The 16,628-nt window shown below is 70.4% G+C and carries 14 protein-coding genes; 8 read left to right on the forward strand and 6 right to left on the reverse strand.

From position 1 onward, the window contains the following. Nucleotides 1-20 precede the first annotated feature (20 nt). The gene (gene ngcE, locus V5O46_RS04725) at nucleotides 21-1,490 is read right to left on the reverse strand and encodes an N-acetylglucosamine/diacetylchitobiose ABC transporter substrate-binding protein (RefSeq protein WP_332883116.1); all 1,470 of its coding nucleotides are present in this window, start codon (nucleotides 1,488-1,490) and stop codon (nucleotides 21-23) included. A 397-nt stretch (nucleotides 1,491-1,887) separates the two neighbouring features. On the opposite strand from ngcE, the gene V5O46_RS04730 reads away from it, so the two are divergent. From V5O46_RS04730 to V5O46_RS04740, 3 genes are all read left to right on the forward strand, one after another. Further along, nucleotides 1,888-5,691 carry a GH92 family glycosyl hydrolase gene (locus V5O46_RS04730; protein ID WP_332883117.1) on the forward strand — a complete coding sequence of 1,268 codons (3,804 nt, stop codon included), beginning with the start codon at nucleotides 1,888-1,890 and terminating at the stop codon, nucleotides 5,689-5,691. Nucleotides 5,692-5,900: 209 nt separating this feature from the next. Next, a complete protein-coding gene (locus V5O46_RS04735) occupies nucleotides 5,901-6,761 on the forward strand; it encodes a helix-turn-helix domain-containing protein (RefSeq protein WP_332883118.1) in 861 nt (286 codons plus the stop codon). An 80-nt stretch (nucleotides 6,762-6,841) separates the two neighbouring features. After that, a complete protein-coding gene (locus V5O46_RS04740; RefSeq protein WP_332883211.1) occupies nucleotides 6,842-7,237 on the forward strand; it encodes a hypothetical protein in 396 nt (131 codons plus the stop codon). Nucleotides 7,238-7,498: 261 nt separating this feature from the next. Here V5O46_RS04740 and V5O46_RS04745 read toward each other — a convergent pair whose 3' ends face one another. Beyond that, the gene (locus V5O46_RS04745) at nucleotides 7,499-7,744 is read right to left on the reverse strand and encodes a DUF397 domain-containing protein (RefSeq protein ID WP_332883119.1); all 246 of its coding nucleotides are present in this window, start codon (nucleotides 7,742-7,744) and stop codon (nucleotides 7,499-7,501) included. Nucleotides 7,745-7,819: 75 nt separating this feature from the next. Further along, entirely contained in the window at nucleotides 7,820-8,233 is a 414-nt protein-coding gene (locus V5O46_RS04750) for a hypothetical protein (RefSeq protein ID WP_332883120.1), read from the reverse strand. Between the two features lie 18 nt (nucleotides 8,234-8,251). Between V5O46_RS04750 and V5O46_RS04755 the strand changes: the two genes are divergently transcribed. Beyond that, the gene (locus tag V5O46_RS04755; RefSeq protein WP_332883121.1) at nucleotides 8,252-8,917 is read left to right on the forward strand and encodes a response regulator transcription factor; all 666 of its coding nucleotides are present in this window, start codon (nucleotides 8,252-8,254) and stop codon (nucleotides 8,915-8,917) included. Next, a complete protein-coding gene (locus V5O46_RS04760; protein WP_332883122.1) occupies nucleotides 8,914-10,215 on the forward strand; it encodes a sensor histidine kinase in 1,302 nt (433 codons plus the stop codon). The genes V5O46_RS04755 and V5O46_RS04760 overlap by 4 nt, the downstream gene beginning before the upstream one ends. Here the strand turns inward: V5O46_RS04760 and V5O46_RS04765 are convergent. Continuing rightward, nucleotides 10,212-10,436 (reverse strand): DUF2283 domain-containing protein, encoded by a 225-nt coding sequence (locus tag V5O46_RS04765; RefSeq protein ID WP_332883123.1) that lies wholly within the window; start codon nucleotides 10,434-10,436, stop codon nucleotides 10,212-10,214. The genes V5O46_RS04760 and V5O46_RS04765 overlap by 4 nt on opposite strands. A gap of 24 nt (nucleotides 10,437-10,460) precedes the next feature. Continuing rightward, nucleotides 10,461-11,399, reverse strand: a complete 939-nt coding sequence (locus tag V5O46_RS04770) for a DUF4258 domain-containing protein (RefSeq protein WP_332883124.1) — start codon at nucleotides 11,397-11,399, stop codon at nucleotides 10,461-10,463. A gap of 364 nt (nucleotides 11,400-11,763) precedes the next feature. On the opposite strand from V5O46_RS04770, the gene V5O46_RS04775 reads away from it, so the two are divergent. The 3 genes from V5O46_RS04775 to V5O46_RS04785 all read left to right on the forward strand — a co-directional run bounded on the left by V5O46_RS04775 (nucleotide 11,764) and on the right by V5O46_RS04785 (nucleotide 13,578). Next, complete coding sequence (locus tag V5O46_RS04775) at nucleotides 11,764-12,312, forward strand: YbhB/YbcL family Raf kinase inhibitor-like protein (RefSeq protein ID WP_332883125.1); 549 nt, start codon at nucleotides 11,764-11,766, stop codon at nucleotides 12,310-12,312. Nucleotides 12,313-12,444: 132 nt separating this feature from the next. After that, on the forward strand, nucleotides 12,445-13,338 hold the full coding sequence (locus tag V5O46_RS04780) for an AraC family transcriptional regulator (RefSeq protein WP_332883126.1): 894 nt from the start codon (nucleotides 12,445-12,447) through the stop codon (nucleotides 13,336-13,338). 57 nt (nucleotides 13,339-13,395) lie between these two features. After that, entirely contained in the window at nucleotides 13,396-13,578 is a 183-nt protein-coding gene (locus V5O46_RS04785) for a hypothetical protein (RefSeq protein WP_332883127.1), read from the forward strand. Nucleotides 13,579-13,664: 86 nt separating this feature from the next. Here the strand turns inward: V5O46_RS04785 and acnA are convergent, their stop codons facing one another. Next, the gene (acnA, locus tag V5O46_RS04790) at nucleotides 13,665-16,394 is read right to left on the reverse strand and encodes an aconitate hydratase AcnA (RefSeq protein WP_332883128.1); all 2,730 of its coding nucleotides are present in this window, start codon (nucleotides 16,392-16,394) and stop codon (nucleotides 13,665-13,667) included. Nucleotides 16,395-16,628 lie beyond the last annotated feature (234 nt).

Raw genomic sequence — 16,628 nt, forward strand, 5'->3', positions numbered from 1 at the left:
CAGGCCCGGTACGGACGTCCTCACTGGTGCTTGTAGTGCTTGATCGACGAGTCCTTGGCCGCCTCGTCGGCGAAGCCCTGGATCTTCTTGATGGTCTCCGCCGGGGTGAGCCGGCCGGCCATCATCTCGCCGAGGCAGCCCACGCCGATCTTCTCCTTCTGCAGCTGCACGTACCAGTCCTGCAGGCGCGGGTTCAGCACGTTGTCGCCGGCCAGCTCCAGTGCCGCCACACCGGACTTCAGGCCCGGGGTCAGCTCGATGCCGTCGGTGCCGCCGTTGTAGGCCGTCAGCGACTTGACCTTGCTGGTGAAGTTCTTCGAGGAGGACTCGCTGAGCATGATGCGCAGCTGCTCCATGCCGCCGAGGCCGTTGCCGGCCTTGGCCGGGACGATGAACGGCTCGCCGCCGGAGGCCCAGATGGTGCCGAAGGGCATCTTGTCGGAGGAGTCCAGTCCGGTCGGGGCCGACACGGCCAGACCGAAGTCGGCCGGGATGACCTTGGCGGACTCGTTCTCCACCCAGGAGCCGTTGGGGATGAACAGGGCGTCGCCCTGGGCCCACGCGGTCTGCGACTGGATGTGGTCCAGACCCGGGGTGCCCTTGAGGACGTAGCCCTTCTGCTGGAGCTCGTAGTAGGCCTCGAAGCAGGCCTTGACCGCAGGGTGCTTCCAGGCGTTCGGCTCCAGGTTGTCGATGGCGTCGAGGACCTCGGTGCCGCCGACCTTGCCGATCATCGGGTAGAGCGAGAAGGGGATGTAGTACGGGTACTTGCCGGCGTAGGTCCAGCCGGCCATACCCTTCTTCTTGGCCTTCTCGCAGACCGCGAGCATCTCGTCCCAGGTCTGCGGGTATTCGGCGTCGAGGGAGTCGAGGGCCTTCTGCGAGTACCAGACGCCGTAGACGGTGTAGGCGTAGTAGAGGATCCAGACCTTCTCGCCGTCGAACTGGCCCATCTCCACGATGCCGGGCCGCAGCGTGTCGCGGACCTTCGTGTCCGGGTCGTCGTAGGACGGGGCGTCCAGCAGCGGGGTGAGGTCGGTGAGCTGGTTCTTGCCGACGAGGACGCCCATATCCATCTGCTCGGCGCCGGAGTTGTCGATGAGGTCCGGCGGGGTGCCCTGGTTGAACCGCGGCTGGAGGGTGGACTGGATCTTCTGGGTGGCGGAGAACTCCACCGTCGCGTTGGGGAACTTCTCCTCGTACACCTTCACCGCGTCCTCGGCGTACTCCTTGCCGAAACCGCCGTCGAAGAGGACGAATTCCATCTCGGCGCTGTCGTTCACGCCGAGCGGGTTCTCCGCGGTCCTCTTGCCCGCCTCGGGCTTGTCGTCGTTCTCACTGCCGCCGCCGCTGGCGCAGGCAGACAGGAAGCTCATCGTGGGGACGGAGATCAGGCCCAGCGCCGCGGACCTCTTGATCAGCGAGCGGCGGCCGACGCCGGTGGTGGTGTCATTCTCGCCGGTGGTGTTCTCGGCGGAAGTGGATCCCATGCTCAAGTCCTCGCCTTCTCCAGGACTCAGGCGGTGAACCGGATCCTCACCGGCACCGCGATCGGGTCAAGCTGGGTCGTGCAGGAAGTGCAGTGGTGCTGTTCGGGTGCTCTGGTGGTTCCCCCTCGCGGTTCACCCCGGTACCCCGGTGGCCGACAGGTATAGTCCACTTCCCGTCGACGGAGCAAGATCGAATGCAAGGTTGGCCGTGCGTCTTTTCCGAGTTGAGACCTGGCGGAAATACGCATGGCCGGTACCCCTCTTTCCGGAAAGTCCCGGACACGCCATCCGGATGCCGCGGACAACACCCTTGACACCACTGCGCACTTGGACCACTACTGGACCCTGCGCACTGAATCTGACAACGTTGTCCGGCGTACAGGGAGGGTCCTGGCAGATGCAGCGCAGAACTCGGCACAGATGGGGTCCGGCGGTCGTGCTGACCACCGCCTTCGCCCTGGCGGTGGGCTCGCAGGGGGCGGCGGTCGCCCTGCCGCGGGCACCGGCCGCCGCCGCCGACCGGGAGTTCGCCTCCTCGTTCGAGTCGGACGATCCGGCCCCGGACTGGCTCAGCACCGTCGACACCGGCCCGGACGGCCGCAAGCGGGCCTCGGGCGTCGACGGCGGCTACACCACCGGCATCCCCGGCAATGTCACCGACCGTGTCACCGGCGTCCGGGCCAGCGGCGAGAACACCGGCGCCGGAGAGGTCAAGGAGAACCTCGTCGACGGCGAGCCCGGCACCAAGTGGCTCACCTTCGAGTCCACCGGCTGGGTCGAGTTCGACCTGGACGCACCGGTGCGGGTGGCCGAGTACGCCCTGACGTCGGCCAACGACCACGCCGAGCGGGACCCGGCGGACTGGGTCCTGAAGGGGTCGGCCGACGGCGAGCAGTGGACGGCCCTGGACAGCCGCTCGGGCCAGTCGTTCGCCGAGCGCTTCGAGACGAAGGTCTACGCACTGCACCGGGCGGCCGGGTACCGGCACTTCCGGCTGGAGTTCACCGCCAACCAGGGCGGGTCGATCCTGCAGCTCGCCGACGTCCAGCTGTCCACCGGCGAGAGCGACGGGCCGGTGCCGCCCGACATGCTCTCGCTGGTGGACAGCGGCCCCGGCGGCTCGCCCACCGCCAAGGCCCGCGCGGGCTTCACCGGCACCCGGGCGCTGCGCTACGCGGGGCGGCACACGGCCGACGGGCGGGCCTTCTCGTACAACAAGGTCTTCGACGTCGACGTCCGCGTCGGGCGGCACACCGAGCTGTCGTACCGGGTGTTCCCGTCCATGGCCAACGAGGACCTCGACTACGACGCCACCAACGTCTCCGTCGACCTCGCCTTCACCGACGGCACCCACCTCAGCGACCTGGGCGCCCGGGACCAGCACGGGTTCGCGCTGACGCCCCGCGGGCAGGGCGCGGCCAAGGTGCTGTACGTCAACCAGTGGAACGACGTGAGGTCCCGCATCGGGTCGGTCGCGGCGGGAAAGACGGTCGACCGGATCCTGGTGGCGTACGACTCCCCCGCGGGACCGGCGCAGTTCCGCGGCTGGCTGGACGACGTGGCGCTCGGTACGGTCCGCCCCGAGCGGCCCAGGGCGCACCTGTCCGACTACGCGCTCACCACCCGTGGCACCAACTCGAGCGGCAGCTTCTCGCGCGGCAACACCTTCCCCGCGACGGCCGTACCGCACGGCTTCAACTTCTGGACGCCGGTGACCAACGCCGGCTCGCTGAGCTGGCTGTACGAGTACGCGCGCGGCAACAACGCGGACAACCGGCCGACGATCCAGGCGTTCAGCGCCAGCCATGAGCCGAGCCCGTGGATGGGTGACCGGCAGACCTTCCAGGTGATGCCGTCGGCCGCGTCCGGCACCCCGGACACCGGCCGTCAGGCCCGCGAGCTGGCGTTCCGGCACGAGAACGAGACCGCGCGGCCGTACTACTACGGGGTGCGGTTCGACAACGGCGTGCGGGCCGAGATGGTGCCGACCGACCATGCGGCGATGCTCCGCTTCCGCTTTCCCGGCGACGACGCGAGCGTGATCTTCGACAATGTCTCCGACCGGGCGGGCCTGACCCTGGACCAGGAGAACGGGATCGTCACCGGCTACTCGGACGTCAAGTCCGGGCTGTCGACCGGCGCGACCCGGCTCTTCGTGTACGGCGAGTTCGACGACCGGGTGACCGGGGGCGCCACGGAGGGGGTGACGGGCCATCTGCGCTTCGACGCGGGCCGGGACCGCACCGTGACCCTGCGGCTGGCGACCTCGCTGATCAGCGTCGACCAGGCGAGGGAGAATCTGCGCCAGGAGATCCCGCGGCGCGCCTCCTTCGAGAAGGTCGAGCGGGACGCCCAGCGGCAGTGGGACCGGATCCTGGGCCGGGTGAAGGTCGAGGGGGCGACCCCGGACCAGCTCACCACCCTCTACTCCAGTCTCTACCGGCTGTATCTCTACCCCAACTCGGGCTTCGAGAAGGTCGACGGGAAGTTCCGGTACGCGTCCCCGTTCTCGCCGATGGAGAAGCCGGACACCCCGACGCACACCGGCGCGAAGATCGTCGACGGCAAGGTGTACGTGAACAACGGCTTCTGGGACACCTACCGGACGACCTGGCCGGCCTACTCCCTCCTCACCCCGTCCAAGGCCGGTGAGCTGGTCGACGGGTTCGTGCAGCACTACAAGGACGGCGGCTGGACCTCGCGCTGGTCCTCCCCCGGCTACGCGGACCTGATGACCGGCACCTCCTCGGACGTGGCGTTCGCGGACGCGTACGTCAAGGGCGTGGACTTCGACGCGGAGGCGGCGTACGAGGCGGCGCTGAAGAACGCCACCGTGGTTCCCCCGCACTCGGGCGTGGGCCGCAAGGGCATGGAGACCTCGCCGTTCCTCGGCTACACCGGCACCGAGACGCACGAGGGCCTGTCCTGGGCGCTGGAGGGCTTCCTCAACGACTACGGCATCGCGCGCATGGGCCGCAAGCTGTACGAGGAGACGGGCGAGCAGCGCTACCGGGAGGAGTCGGCGTACTTCCTGGACCGCGCCCAGGACTACGTCAACCTCTTCGACGCGAAGGCCGGCTTCTTCCAGGGCAGGGACACGGCCGGCGACTGGCGGGTGGAGTCGGAGAAGTACGACCCACGGGTGTGGGGCCACGACTACACCGAGACCAACGGCTGGGGCTACGCCTTCACCGCCCCGCAGGACAGCCGGGGCCTGGCCAACCTGTACGGCGGACGGGGCGGCCTCGGCGACAAGCTCGACACGTACCTGTCCACGCCGGAGACGGCCTCGCCGGAGTTCAAGGGCTCCTACGGCGGTGTCATCCACGAGATGACCGAGGCGCGCGACGTGCGGATGGGCATGTACGGGCACTCCAACCAGGTGGCCCACCACGCCCTGTACATGTACGACGCGGCCGGGCAGCCCTGGAAGACGCAGCGCAGCGTCCGCGAGGTGCTCGCCCGGCTCTACACCGGCAGCGCGATCGGGCAGGGCTACCACGGGGACGAGGACAACGGCGAGCAGTCGGCGTGGTTCCTGTTCTCCGCGCTCGGCTTCTATCCGCTGGTGATGGGCAGCGGTGAGTACGCCATCGGCTCTCCGCTGTTCACCAAGGCGACCGTGCAGCTGGAGAACGGTCGCAGGCTGGTGGTGAAGGCGCCGCGCAACAGCACGGAGAACGTGTACGTGCAGGGCCTGAAGGTCGACGGCAAGCGGTGGAAGTCGACCGCGCTGCCCCACTCGCTGCTCGCGAAGGGCGGGGTCCTGGAGTTCGACATGGGTCCCCGGCCGTCGTCGTGGGGGACCGGCGAGGACGCGGCACCGGTCTCCATCACCCAGGACGACGAGGTGCCGACGCCACGCCGGGACGCCGTCGAGGGGGACGGCGCCCTCTTCGACGACACCTCGGCGACGGACGCGACGGTGACCTCCGCCGACCTGCCGGTGACCGAGGCCGTCGAGGCGGTCCAGTACACGCTGACGTCGTCGGCCGACCGGACGAAGGCCCCGACGGGCTGGAAGCTCCAGGGCTCGGCGGACGGGAGCAGGTGGCGGACCCTGGACGAACGCTCCGGCGAGTCCTTCGCGTGGGACCGGCAGACCCGGGTGTTCTCGGTGAGGTCGCCGGGGGCGTACGGGAAGTACCGGCTGGTCTTCGCGGCCGAGTCGACGGTCGCGGAGGTCGAACTGCTCGCCTGACCGGACACCGCCCGCGCAGGAGGGCCCGCCCCGCCACGGGGCGGGCCTTCTTGACGTCCCGGACCCGTGTGTCCGCACTGCTCGGGGACCCCGGCCCGGCTTTGGCTCTATGCAGAAAGCCAGAGGCATAATGGTGGGAGCAAAAAGCCAGGAACTGTTCGTGCATGGCTACTCCCCTTCAGGGTACGTGCACGCTCGAAGGAGCGGCGATGACACCACCCGTAGATCCCAGTCTCAACCGGCGCAAGCTCCGCCTCGCCCTGCGCAAGGCCCGGGAGGGCGCCGGGCTCAGCCAGCGCGAGGCCGCCGTGCAGGTGGAGTGGTCGCAGTCGAAGCTCATCCGTGTCGAGACCGGGACGGTGAGCGTGTCCGTCAGCGACCTGCGCGCCCTGCTGGCGTTGTACGACGTCACCGAGCCCGCCACGGTGGACGAGCTGGTGGAGGCGGCCCGGGGCAGCAAGGGCCCGAGCTGGTGGTCGGGCTACCACGACGTCGTCACACCGCAGTTCGCCCAGTACCTCGGGTACGAGAGCGCCGCGGACGCCGTCGACACCTACCACCCCATCGTCGTCCCGGGCCATCTGCAGACCCGCGCCTACGCGGAGGCGCTGCTCGCCGAGCGCGGGCTGACCGACGATCGGATCCGGCGCGTGGTGGACCTGAGGATGGAACGCCAGCAGCGCATGTTCGACGGTTCGGGCCGGCCGGCGCCCACCTTCGTCCTGGACGAGGCGGCGGTGCGACGGCGGATCGGCGGCGCGGACGTGTTCGCGGCCCAGTTGCGCCGGCTCCTCGACTTCGCCGGGCGGGACGGTGTGACCATCCGCGTGCTGCCGTTCGAGGCCGGGGCGCACTACAGCACGCTGGGCAGCTTCGTCCTCCTGCGCTTCACCGACGACGACGATCTCGTCTACCTGGAGCACGCCGCCGGCAGCATGACCGGCGGGGAGAACCTGGAACTGCTGGCCCGGTACCAGGAGTGCTTCCAGACGATCATGGATCGGGCGCTGGGCGAGACCGAGTCCCTCGACCTGGTGGACCGCGTGAGGCAGGACCTCGAGGCCCGATAGAGCACGCGGCACTCAGGGCCGGCAGAGGCAGGGGGAGGACCGACGTGGTCTCCAGGTCGACAGTTCAGGCTCTCGTGGAAATGATGCGAATAGCCTTCAGCTCCGGCATGAACGACGAGGAGCTGAAGGCCCAGGCCATCCAGGACCCGAAGCAGGCGGAACTACTCATAGCCATCGAGAGGTCCCGCGCCAGTGACAAGCGCAAGACCATGGCACTGCTCGGCACGTTCGGCCTGGCGGCGCTCATCGTCGTCGTCGCAGCCGCGCTGTACGTCGTCCATGCGGCCGGCGACCTCAGGCTTCCCTGGTCCAGGATCGGCACGGCGCTCGGCACCGTCCTGTCTGCCTCGGGACTGGCCGGACTGAGCTGGTGGGTGAAACGCAAGCTGACGGCCTGGCGGCGCGGCACCCCTAATCCGCAGCCCCCGCCTGAGAGTCGTACCGAGGGCGATCAGAACCAGGTGGGGACGGCGTAGCCCCGTTCCCCGCGCGCCACACTCCGGCGCTGACGGCCACGACCACGGCCACCGTGACCCAGAGGATCCGCTTGGCGAGCACGCTGTCCACGAGCATGGACGCGACCGCGGCGGCGAGCGTCGCGACCGCCCCGACGGTCACGGTGAAGGTGATGGCGCCACCCACGACGACCGCTCTGCGCCTTCCGGCGGACCGCCGCACCGCGGATGCCTCGGCACTCATATGGCCCCCTACCGCCTGCCGATGGCCGGATAAGAACGTCACAGACCGTCCAACTCTCCTTGAGCCACGGCGTGCAGGAAGCGAGTCCAGGCGGAGTCGGTGAAGCCCAGTGGTGAACGCGCGGGCGCCTTGGAGTCACGCGCCAGCACTCGGCCCTCCCGCACGGCGACCTCCACGCATTCGCTCTCGTTGCCACACACGCTGCTCCTGCGCCACAAGGGTTTCCCCTTATGCACTGCCCCAGCCCCCCTGCTTCCCCCCGTGCCTGGATAGCGCCCGCTCATGTTAGTGGACGGGTGTGCACTGTCGCAGCGGGTCCCCGCAATCCCCGGCCGGCGAGCCACCGCGACGCTTCGCCATCACCTGAAGTAACCGAACAACCAGGATAAGTGACGCCGGGCGGCGATGGCCATACAGGAACCGGCCGGGTACGACCAACCGCTCGCCGGGCCGAGCTGGAGGTGCGGGCGTAGAAGCTGAGCCGGCAGCTTCAGGAGGTCCGTGATGAACCGGAGGAACTGGCCGTCGCCGACCGCGTGGCGCGTCGGCAGGCCGAGCAGGTACGCGCCGAAGCCGAGCGGGCAGTTGCGTCGTCCGCCGGGCAGGTCGCGGGCCGTGGGCCCGCCGGCGGTGCCGCAGCGCGGGCGGGGCGTGGACGAGACAGTCCTGCCCGCGGACTTCCGGCGGATGTACAGCCAGGAGGGCAGCGCTCCCTTCGAGCCGAAGCTCTGGCTCGCGTGTGTTGTCGTACCCTTTGTGGCCTGTGAGGCCACGGGGGAAGGGAGCCACACATGATTCGCGTGGTCGTTGTCGACGACGAGCCGCTGGTCCGTTCCGGTCTGCGGGCGATCCTCGGTTCCGCCACGGACGTCGGCGTCGTGGCCGACTGCGGGGGAGCGGAGGCGGTCGCGACGGTCGAGAGGTGCCGCCCCGAGGTGGTGCTGCTCGACATCCGCATGCCCGACGTGGACGGCCTGACCGTACTGGCACGCCTCGCCGCCATGGCTCCGCCACCAGCGGTCGCGATGCTGACGACGTTCGACGCGGGTGAGTACGTCGACCGGGCCCTGCGCGCGGGGGCGGCGGGTTTCCTGATGAAGAACGCCTCGCCCGAGCAACTGGTGCACGCGGTGCGGGTACTTGCCGACGGGGGCAGGGTACTCGCGCCCGAGGCCGCGGGCCCCGTCATCGGGGGGTATCTGGCCTCGGCCCCGGCGGATGACGCGGCACGGCTGGTGGCGGCCCTGACCGAGCGGGAACGGCATGTGCTCGCCCTGGTCGGCCGGGGCTTGTCCAACCGGGAGATCGCCGTGCGGCTGCAGCTGGCCCATGGCACCGTCAAGGACCACGTCAGCGCGCTGCTGACGAAGCTGGGCGGTGTCAACCGGGTCCAGGCGGCCGTCGTCGCCGAACGCGCGGGGATACTCGACCCGGTCGCCGCCGCGCCCCGGCGGTGAGGGGGAACGTCACGGCACAGGCACAGGCACAGAGGCAGAGGCAGACGCCGCGCCCGGGGCGGGAGCCTGCCGCGTCCGCCGGGCGGTCTCGGGCCGCCGCCCTCCACAGCGCGGTCACCGGGCGACTGCGGCGCCTCGGTCCGGCCGCCCTCCCGGTCGGTGTCGCCGCCGCGGACGGACTGGCCGTCAACAGCCCCGACGCCGGGCCGGGACTGTGGCTCGCGCTCGCCGCCGCGGCCGCTCTCGTACTGCGCCACCGCCTGCCCGAGGTGGCTCTGGCCGTCGGACTCCCGGGACTCTACCTCGGCCATCTGGCCTTCGCGCCGTTGATCGCCCTGTACTGCCTGGCCGCCGAACGCCGGGGCGCGGTCGGGGGAGCTGTCGGCGCGGCCCTGGTGGCGCTGGCGCAGTTCCTCCCGTACCCGCCCGGCGACGGGGTGCTGCTGCTGCGCCTCGACCAGGAGACACTGCTGGCCCTGCTCGACTCCTGCGCGCTCGGCGCCGGGGCCTTCGTCCTGGGCCGGTCGACCCGGCAGCGGCGTGACCGGCTGCGCGAGGTGGCGGAGAGCCGGGAACGCGAGCACCGGCTGCTGACGGAACGCGCCCTGGCCACCGAACGGGCCCGGCTGGCACGGGAGATGCACGACGTCGTCGCCCACAAGGTCAGCCTGATCAGCCTGCAGGCGGGGGCGCTCCAGGTCACCGACCCGGACGGGCCCGGGCTCCGGGAGACCGCGGGACTCATCCGCGAGCTGTCGGTCACGACGCTGACCGAACTCCAGTACCTGGTAGGGGTGTTGCGGGCAGGAGACGGCACGGGCGGGGAACTCGCCCCGCAGCCCCGCGTGACCGACCTGCACGCGCTGGTCGACGGCAGCGCCCTGCGGGTCGGGCTCCATGTCGGAGACGTACCGGCGGGCCTGCACGAGGCCGTCGAACGCGCCGTCTACCGCACGGTCCAGGAGGCGCTCACCAACATCCGTAAGCATGCTCCCGGAGCCGACGCCGACGTGCGCGTGTGGTCCGACGCCGGGACGCTGCACGTCGAGGTGCGCAACGCCGCGGCCGACCGGGGGGCCACTTCCCTCGGGCTGCCTGACGGCGGGCACGGCCTGATCGGCCTGTGGGAACGGGCGCAGCTGCTCGGCGGCACGTTCGGCGCGGGCCCGCTCCCCGACGGAGGGTTCCTGGTCCGCGCCGGGTTCCCCGTCCGTCCCCGCGATGTCACGGGGCACGTGCCCGCGGCGGCCACGTCGGACGGGGACCCCTGCCGGTCGGCCGCACGGCGCCGAAGCTAGCCGCGGGGCTCGTCCCTGCCGAGGAGTTCGGCCGGGAGGGCGGCTCGGGCGCCGATGACCTCGATGCCGAGCAGATGCCCCGACGCGTCGAAGTCGAGGCTCAGATCCGCCTTGCCGCCCGGCGCCTCGACGGTGACCTGCCGGACGGCGGCTCCGTCCGCGATGCGCGCGACGAGGGAGACGTACGCGGTGTCGTTCTCCTGGTCGTACTCGATGTGCATGATTTTACTCCCCGGGTTCTCGGATCAGTTGCGGCCGACGGAGACGACGTTCCCGTTCTTGTTGACCACGACCCAGATCTTCCCGCTCGTGTACTTCCAGGTGCCGGCCGTCTTGCCCCTGGACTTCTTCCCGTGCTTCACGGCGTTCGCGACCATCTGCTGGCTGATGCCCCGCTGCGCCATCCTCTGCGCAGCGTGCCTGGAGATGCTCTTGACGCCGGTGGTCAGCAGCAGGCGCCCGGCGACGATGGCGAGCGGGATGAACCACGCCGGGTCGGCCACCACCGGGTAGGCGGTGTCCGGCCCGGTGCGGACCGTCTGCACCAGGGCGCCGCCCTCGATGCGGAAGTCGGTGGGCACCGCTGCGCCGTTGGCGTCCTTCGCCCACGGCGCGTCGAAGGTCCCCAGGTACTCCCCGCCCCGGCTGACCAGGATGCTGCCGTCCTCCAGCTGCTCGGTCCCCGCGTCGGCGGGCAGGTCGAGCGGGAAGCGGTACTCGGTCGGGGCGTCCGCGTCCCGGAGCGTGATCAGCGTGCGCACGCCGTCCCGGTTGGGCTGGACGGCGAGGTCGAAGTCGTCGTCCGCGTCCGCGTACACCACGGTGCCGTTGGCACCGGCCGCGGCGGGGGCGTCGGTGGCGCCGGGCAGACCGAGCCGGACGACGTCGTCACCGTAGGCGGACTCCACCGAGCCGGACGCGGTGGCGGGCACGATGATGCGGGCGGCGTGCGCGTCCGCGGGCACCTCGGCGCGCGTGGCGCCGTCACCCAGCGTGGTCCCCGCGACGAGGTCGGCGGTTCCGGTGACGCGCTCCACCGTGTCGACCGCCTGTGCGACGCGGTCGGCGGACGGGGTGCGCGTGTCCGCCTGGGCGAGCGCGGCCGTCATCAGTACGGATCCGGCGGTGCATCCCGCCACGAGTATCCGGGCCATCGTGCGGCGGCGTCGGGGCGATCGGTTCATGGTGCGAGGCATGTGCGTCCTTGCTGACGGCCCGGAACGGGCAGGTGGTGAACAACTACGCCTGCCAGCCTGGCGATCGGCGCGCCCCGCGGCCATCCGCCCCTCGGCGTGAACCACCCCCGCCGATCGGCGGGGATGTCGATGCGTGCGTACACCGTCAGTGCACCCGGGGAAGAGTGTCGCTGCTGCCGGCGCTCGGTGACGTGCCCCGACGCGACTCCCGCGCCTCGTGCGGGCAAAGGCCGCGCGTTCTTGCACGATCCTCCCGTCGGCACCCGCCTTCCGCCGGATTCGTGTTCCGCTGGGGACGCGACCCCGGCTCCCCGGGGCAGCACCCGTCGCAGACATGAAGGAGACCGAGAAGTTGAGTGATCAGGTGCAACGGCGTCCGCTGCCGCACGACTTCCACCCGCAGGCAGGCGAGCTGACGTTGAGCAGCACGGACGTGAGTGACGGCGGCACCCTCCCGGACGCCCAGGTGTACGCGAAGGGCAACTCCTCGCCGCACATCGGCTGGTCCGCCGGACCGGAGGGTACCGGCAGCTACGCGCTCACGTGCTACGACCCGGACGCGCCGACCGGCAGCGGGTTCTGGCACTGGACGGTCTTCGACATCCCGGCGGACGTCACCGAGTTGCCTGCGGGAGCCGGAACCGGGGGCTTCGAAGGTCTGCCCGCCGGTGCCGTGCAGGTGCGGAACGACTACGGCGGCAGGGGCTTCGGCGGGGCCGCGCCTCCGGAAGGGGACGGCCCGCATCGGTACGTGTTCACGGTGTACGCCGTCGACCGGGCAAAGCTGGGTCCGGATGCGGACGCGACGCCGGCCCTGGTGGGATTCCACCTGTGGTTCCACTCCCTCGCCCGCGGCCGGCTGACGGCCCACTACGAGGAACAGGGCACCACGGGGTCGTAGTCGGACGCCCGGCTGCACGCCCGCGTCCCCTGCCGCCGGCCCGGCCGGGGGACTCGCCCGTTGTTCGCGCGTCCTTGCACGATCCTGCCCCGAGCCGGAGGATCCTGCCGGGTCTCGTGGTGAGATGGGGGCATGTCCCTCGCCGAGCTCCGCGACCTGCTGGACCGCCATGCGCGGCCCGATCTGAGGACGGCCATCGACGGCGTCCGGATCTGCCGGGCCGAGCCGGGCGCCGAGCCGGAGTACGCGATGTCCGGCGTGGTGCTCGCGGTGATCGCCCAGGGGGCCAAGCGGCTTGCGCTCGGAGACAGAGTGTACGAGTACGGCGTCGGTCAGTACCTGGTCGCCTCGGCCGACCTGCCAGTGGTCGGACGCATCGCCCAGGGACCCGAACTCGGTTTCGGCATGACGCTGGAGCCCGCCGTCATCGCGGAGCTGATGCTGCGGGCCGGGCCGGGCGACCTGCCGCCTTCGACCCGGTCGGCCCGGCCCGGGATCACGGTCAGCGACGCACCGGCAGAGCTGATCGACGCGATCGTGCGGCTGCTGCGGCTGCTGGATCGGCCGCACGACCGCCGGGTGCTGGTCCCCCTGGCCAAGCGGGAGATCCTTTGGCGGCTGATGACGGGAGAGCAGGGCGAAGCCGTCCGGCAGCTCGGCTTGGCGGACAGCGGCCTGACCCACATCACCCGGGCCGTGGGCTGGATCCGCGACAACTACGCCGAGGCGTTCCGCATCGAAGACCTGGCCCGGTCCTGCGGCATGAGCGTCTCCGCGTTCCACCGGAACTTCCAGTCGGTCACGGCGATGAGCCCGATCCAGTTCCAGAAGCAGATCCGGCTACAGGCGGCGCGCCTGATGCTGGCCCGCCGCCCGTACGACGTGACCGGCGTCGCCTCCAGCGTGGGATACGACAGCCCCTCGCAGTTCAGCCGCGAGTACAAACGGCAGTTCGGCGCGCCGCCGCGGGCGGACGCGGCACGCATGCGCACCCGTACCGATCACGCCGCGGCCGCGCCGGCCTGATGGCGCCGGTGCCGCTGCCCGGGTCGGGACCGGCCCGTGAGGCCCGGCAACGACGCCGTGACCGTTGGTGAGCTCCGGGTATCCACCGAGTCCCTCGCCGACGCGGCCGACCTGTTCAAGTCGGTCTTCCTCGGCAAGGACTGGCAAGCTCCCAGGAACCGCCGCCCGGCCTCGGAAGTCTGGCGCGGCGGACTGGGCAATCAGCAGGAACCAGCAAGCGCCCCGCAGACCGAAGCCTGACGGGGCGCTTGTGCGAGTCTCCGGTGGGACGGCCGTCGGCACCGGGTCAGCGTCCAGATCCGCTGACATCCGGGCCGATCAGCTCATCAACCGACAAGTTGGCGAAGCACGTACTGCATGATGCCGCCGTTGCGGTAGTAGTCCGCCTCGCCGGGGGTGTCGATGCGGACGACCGCGTCGAACTCCACACCGGTGTCGGTGGTGACCTTCACCGTGCGGGGCGTGGTGCCGTCGTTCAGCTCGGTGACGCCCGCGATGGAGAAGGTCTCCTCGCCGGTCAGGCCGAAGGAGTCGGCCGAGGTGCCCTCCGGGAACTGCAGCGGCAGCACGCCCATGCCGATGAGGTTGGAGCGGTGGATGCGCTCGTAGGACTCGGCGATGACGGCCCGGACGCCGAGGAGCGCGGTGCCCTTGGCCGCCCAGTCCCGGGACGAGCCGGAGCCGTACTCCTTGCCGGCCAGGACGACCAGCGGGGTGCCGGCGGCCTGGTAGTTCTGCGAGGCGTCGTAGATGAAGGAGACCGGGCCGCCCTCCTGCGTGAAGTCACGCGTGTAGCCGCCCTCGGTGCCCGGCGCGATCTGGTTGCGCAGGCGGATGTTGGCGAACGTGCCGCGGATCATGACCTCGTGGTTGCCGCGGCGGGAGCCGTAGCTGTTGAAGTCGCGGCGGCCCACACCGTGCTCGGTGAGGTACTGGCCCGCCGGGGTGTCGGCCTTGATGGCACCGGCCGGGGAGATGTGGTCGGTGGTGACCGAGTCGCCGAGCTTGGCGAGCACCCGGGCGGCGGAGATGTCCCGGACCGGGGCCGGCTCCGTCTGCATGCCCTCGAAGTACGGGGGCTTGCGGACGTAGGTGGACTCGGCGTCCCACTCGAAGGTGTTGCCGGTCGGGATGGGCAGCGCCTGCCACTGGGCGTCGCCTGCGAACACGTCGGAGTAGGACTTGGCGAACATGTCCTCGCCGATCGCGTTGGCGACGACGTCGTTGACCTCGGCCTCGGTCGGCCAGATGTCCTTGAGGAAGACCGGGTTGCCGTCGGTGTCGGTGCCGAGGGCCTCCCTGGTGATGTCCACCTTCATCGAACCGGCGAGGGCGTACGCCACGACCAGCGGCGGGGACGCCAGGTAGTTCATCTTGACGTCGGGGTTGATGCGGCCCTCGAAGTTCCGGTTGCCGGAGAGGACCGAGGTGACGGCGAGGTCGTGGTCGTTGACCGCCTTGGAGACCTCCTCCGGCAGCGGGCCGGAGTTGCCGATGCAGGTGGTGCAGCCGTAGCCGACGAGGTTGAAGCCGACCTTGTCCAGGTAGGGGGTCAGGCCCGACTTCTCGAAGTAGTCGGTGACGACCTTGGAGCCCGGGGCGAGGGTGGTCTTGACCCACGGCTTGCGGGTCAGGCCCTTCTCGACCGCCTTCTTGGCCACCAGGGCGGCGGCGACCATGACGTACGGGTTGGAGGTGTTGGTGCAGGAGGTGATGGCCGCGACCGTCACCGCACCGTGGTCGAGCTGGTAGCTGGTGCCGTCGGGGGCGGTGACGGTGACCGGGTTGGACGGGGCGCCGTTGGGGATGGTGGAGGGCGCGTCGGAGCTCGGGAAGGACTCCTTGCTGGCCTCGTACTCGTCGTTGACGTAGTTGCGGACGTCGGACTTGAACTGCTCGGCGGCCTCGGCGAGGACGATGCGGTCCTGCGGGCGCTTCGGGCCGGCGATGGACGGCACGACGGTGGAGAGGTCCAGCTCCAGCTTCTCGGAGAAGTCCGGCTCGGCGGCCGGGTCCAGCCAGAGGCCCTGCTCCTTGGCGTACGCCTCGACCAGCGCGAGCTGCTGCTCGCTGCGGCCGGTGAGCCGCATGTAGTTGATGGTCTCGTCGTCGATCGGGAAGATCGCGGCGGTGGAGCCGAACTCCGGGGACATGTTGCCGATGGTGGCGCGGTTGGCGAGGCTGGTCGCGGCCACGCCCTCGCCGTAGAACTCGACGAACTTGCCGACGACGCCGTGCTTGCGGAGCATCTCGGTGATGGTGAGCACCAGGTCGGTGGCGGTGGTGCCGGGCTGCAGCTCACCGGTGAGCTTGAAGCCGACGACGCGCGGGATGAGCATCGAGACCGGCTGGCCGAGCATCGCGGCCTCGGCCTCGATGCCGCCGACGCCCCAGCCGAGGACGCCGAGGCCGTTGACCATGGTGGTGTGCGAGTCGGTGCCGACCAGGGTGTCGGGGTAGGCCTTGCCCTCGCGGACCATCACGACGCGGGCGAGGTGCTCGATGTTCACCTGGTGCACGATGCCGGTGCCGGGCGGGACGACCTTGAACTCGTCGAAGGCGGTCTGGCCCCAGCGCAGGAACTGGTAGCGCTCCTTGTTGCGGCCGTACTCCAGGTCGACGTTGACCTTGAAGGCGTCGTTGGTGCCGAACTTGTCGGCGATGACGGAGTGGTCGATGACCAGCTCGGCCGGGGCCAGCGGGTTGATCTTCGCCGGGTCGCCGCCCAGTTCCTTCACGGCCTCACGCATGGTGGCGAGGTCCACGACGCAGGGCACGCCGGTGAAGTCCTGCATGATCACGCGGGCCGGCGTGAACTGGATCTCCTGCGAGGGCTGGGCCTGCGAGTCCCAGGAACCGAGGGCCCGGATGTGGTCGGCGGTGATGTTCGCGCCGTCCTCGGTACGGAGCAGGTTCTCCAGCAGCACCTTCAGGCTGTAGGGAAGGCGCGCGGAGCCCTCGACCTTGTCCAGCCGGAAGATCTCGTACGACTCGTCGCCCACCTGCAGCGTGCTGCGGGCGTCGAAGCTGTTCGCCGACACGACAGTCTCCTTCATTCATGTGCGCGTACCACCGCATCCTGCCGCCACGCCGCCCTGGCCAATCCGCTAAGGTAAGGCTAAGTTAGGTAACCCTTACCAGGGTGACGGCTGCAGTACGCCCCGGCAGATATCTCGATGTCGAGATAACTCTAGTACATGGGGGCCGAATGGTCATGCCCGGCCCCGGTGTGGCGTGCGCCCCATCCCGGCCGACCGAAGGGACACGAGCGAGCGGCCGACGACGGCGGA

It is taken from the genome of Streptomyces poriticola (assembly GCF_036689765.1).
Lineage (GTDB): Bacteria > Actinomycetota > Actinomycetes > Streptomycetales > Streptomycetaceae > Streptomyces > Streptomyces poriticola.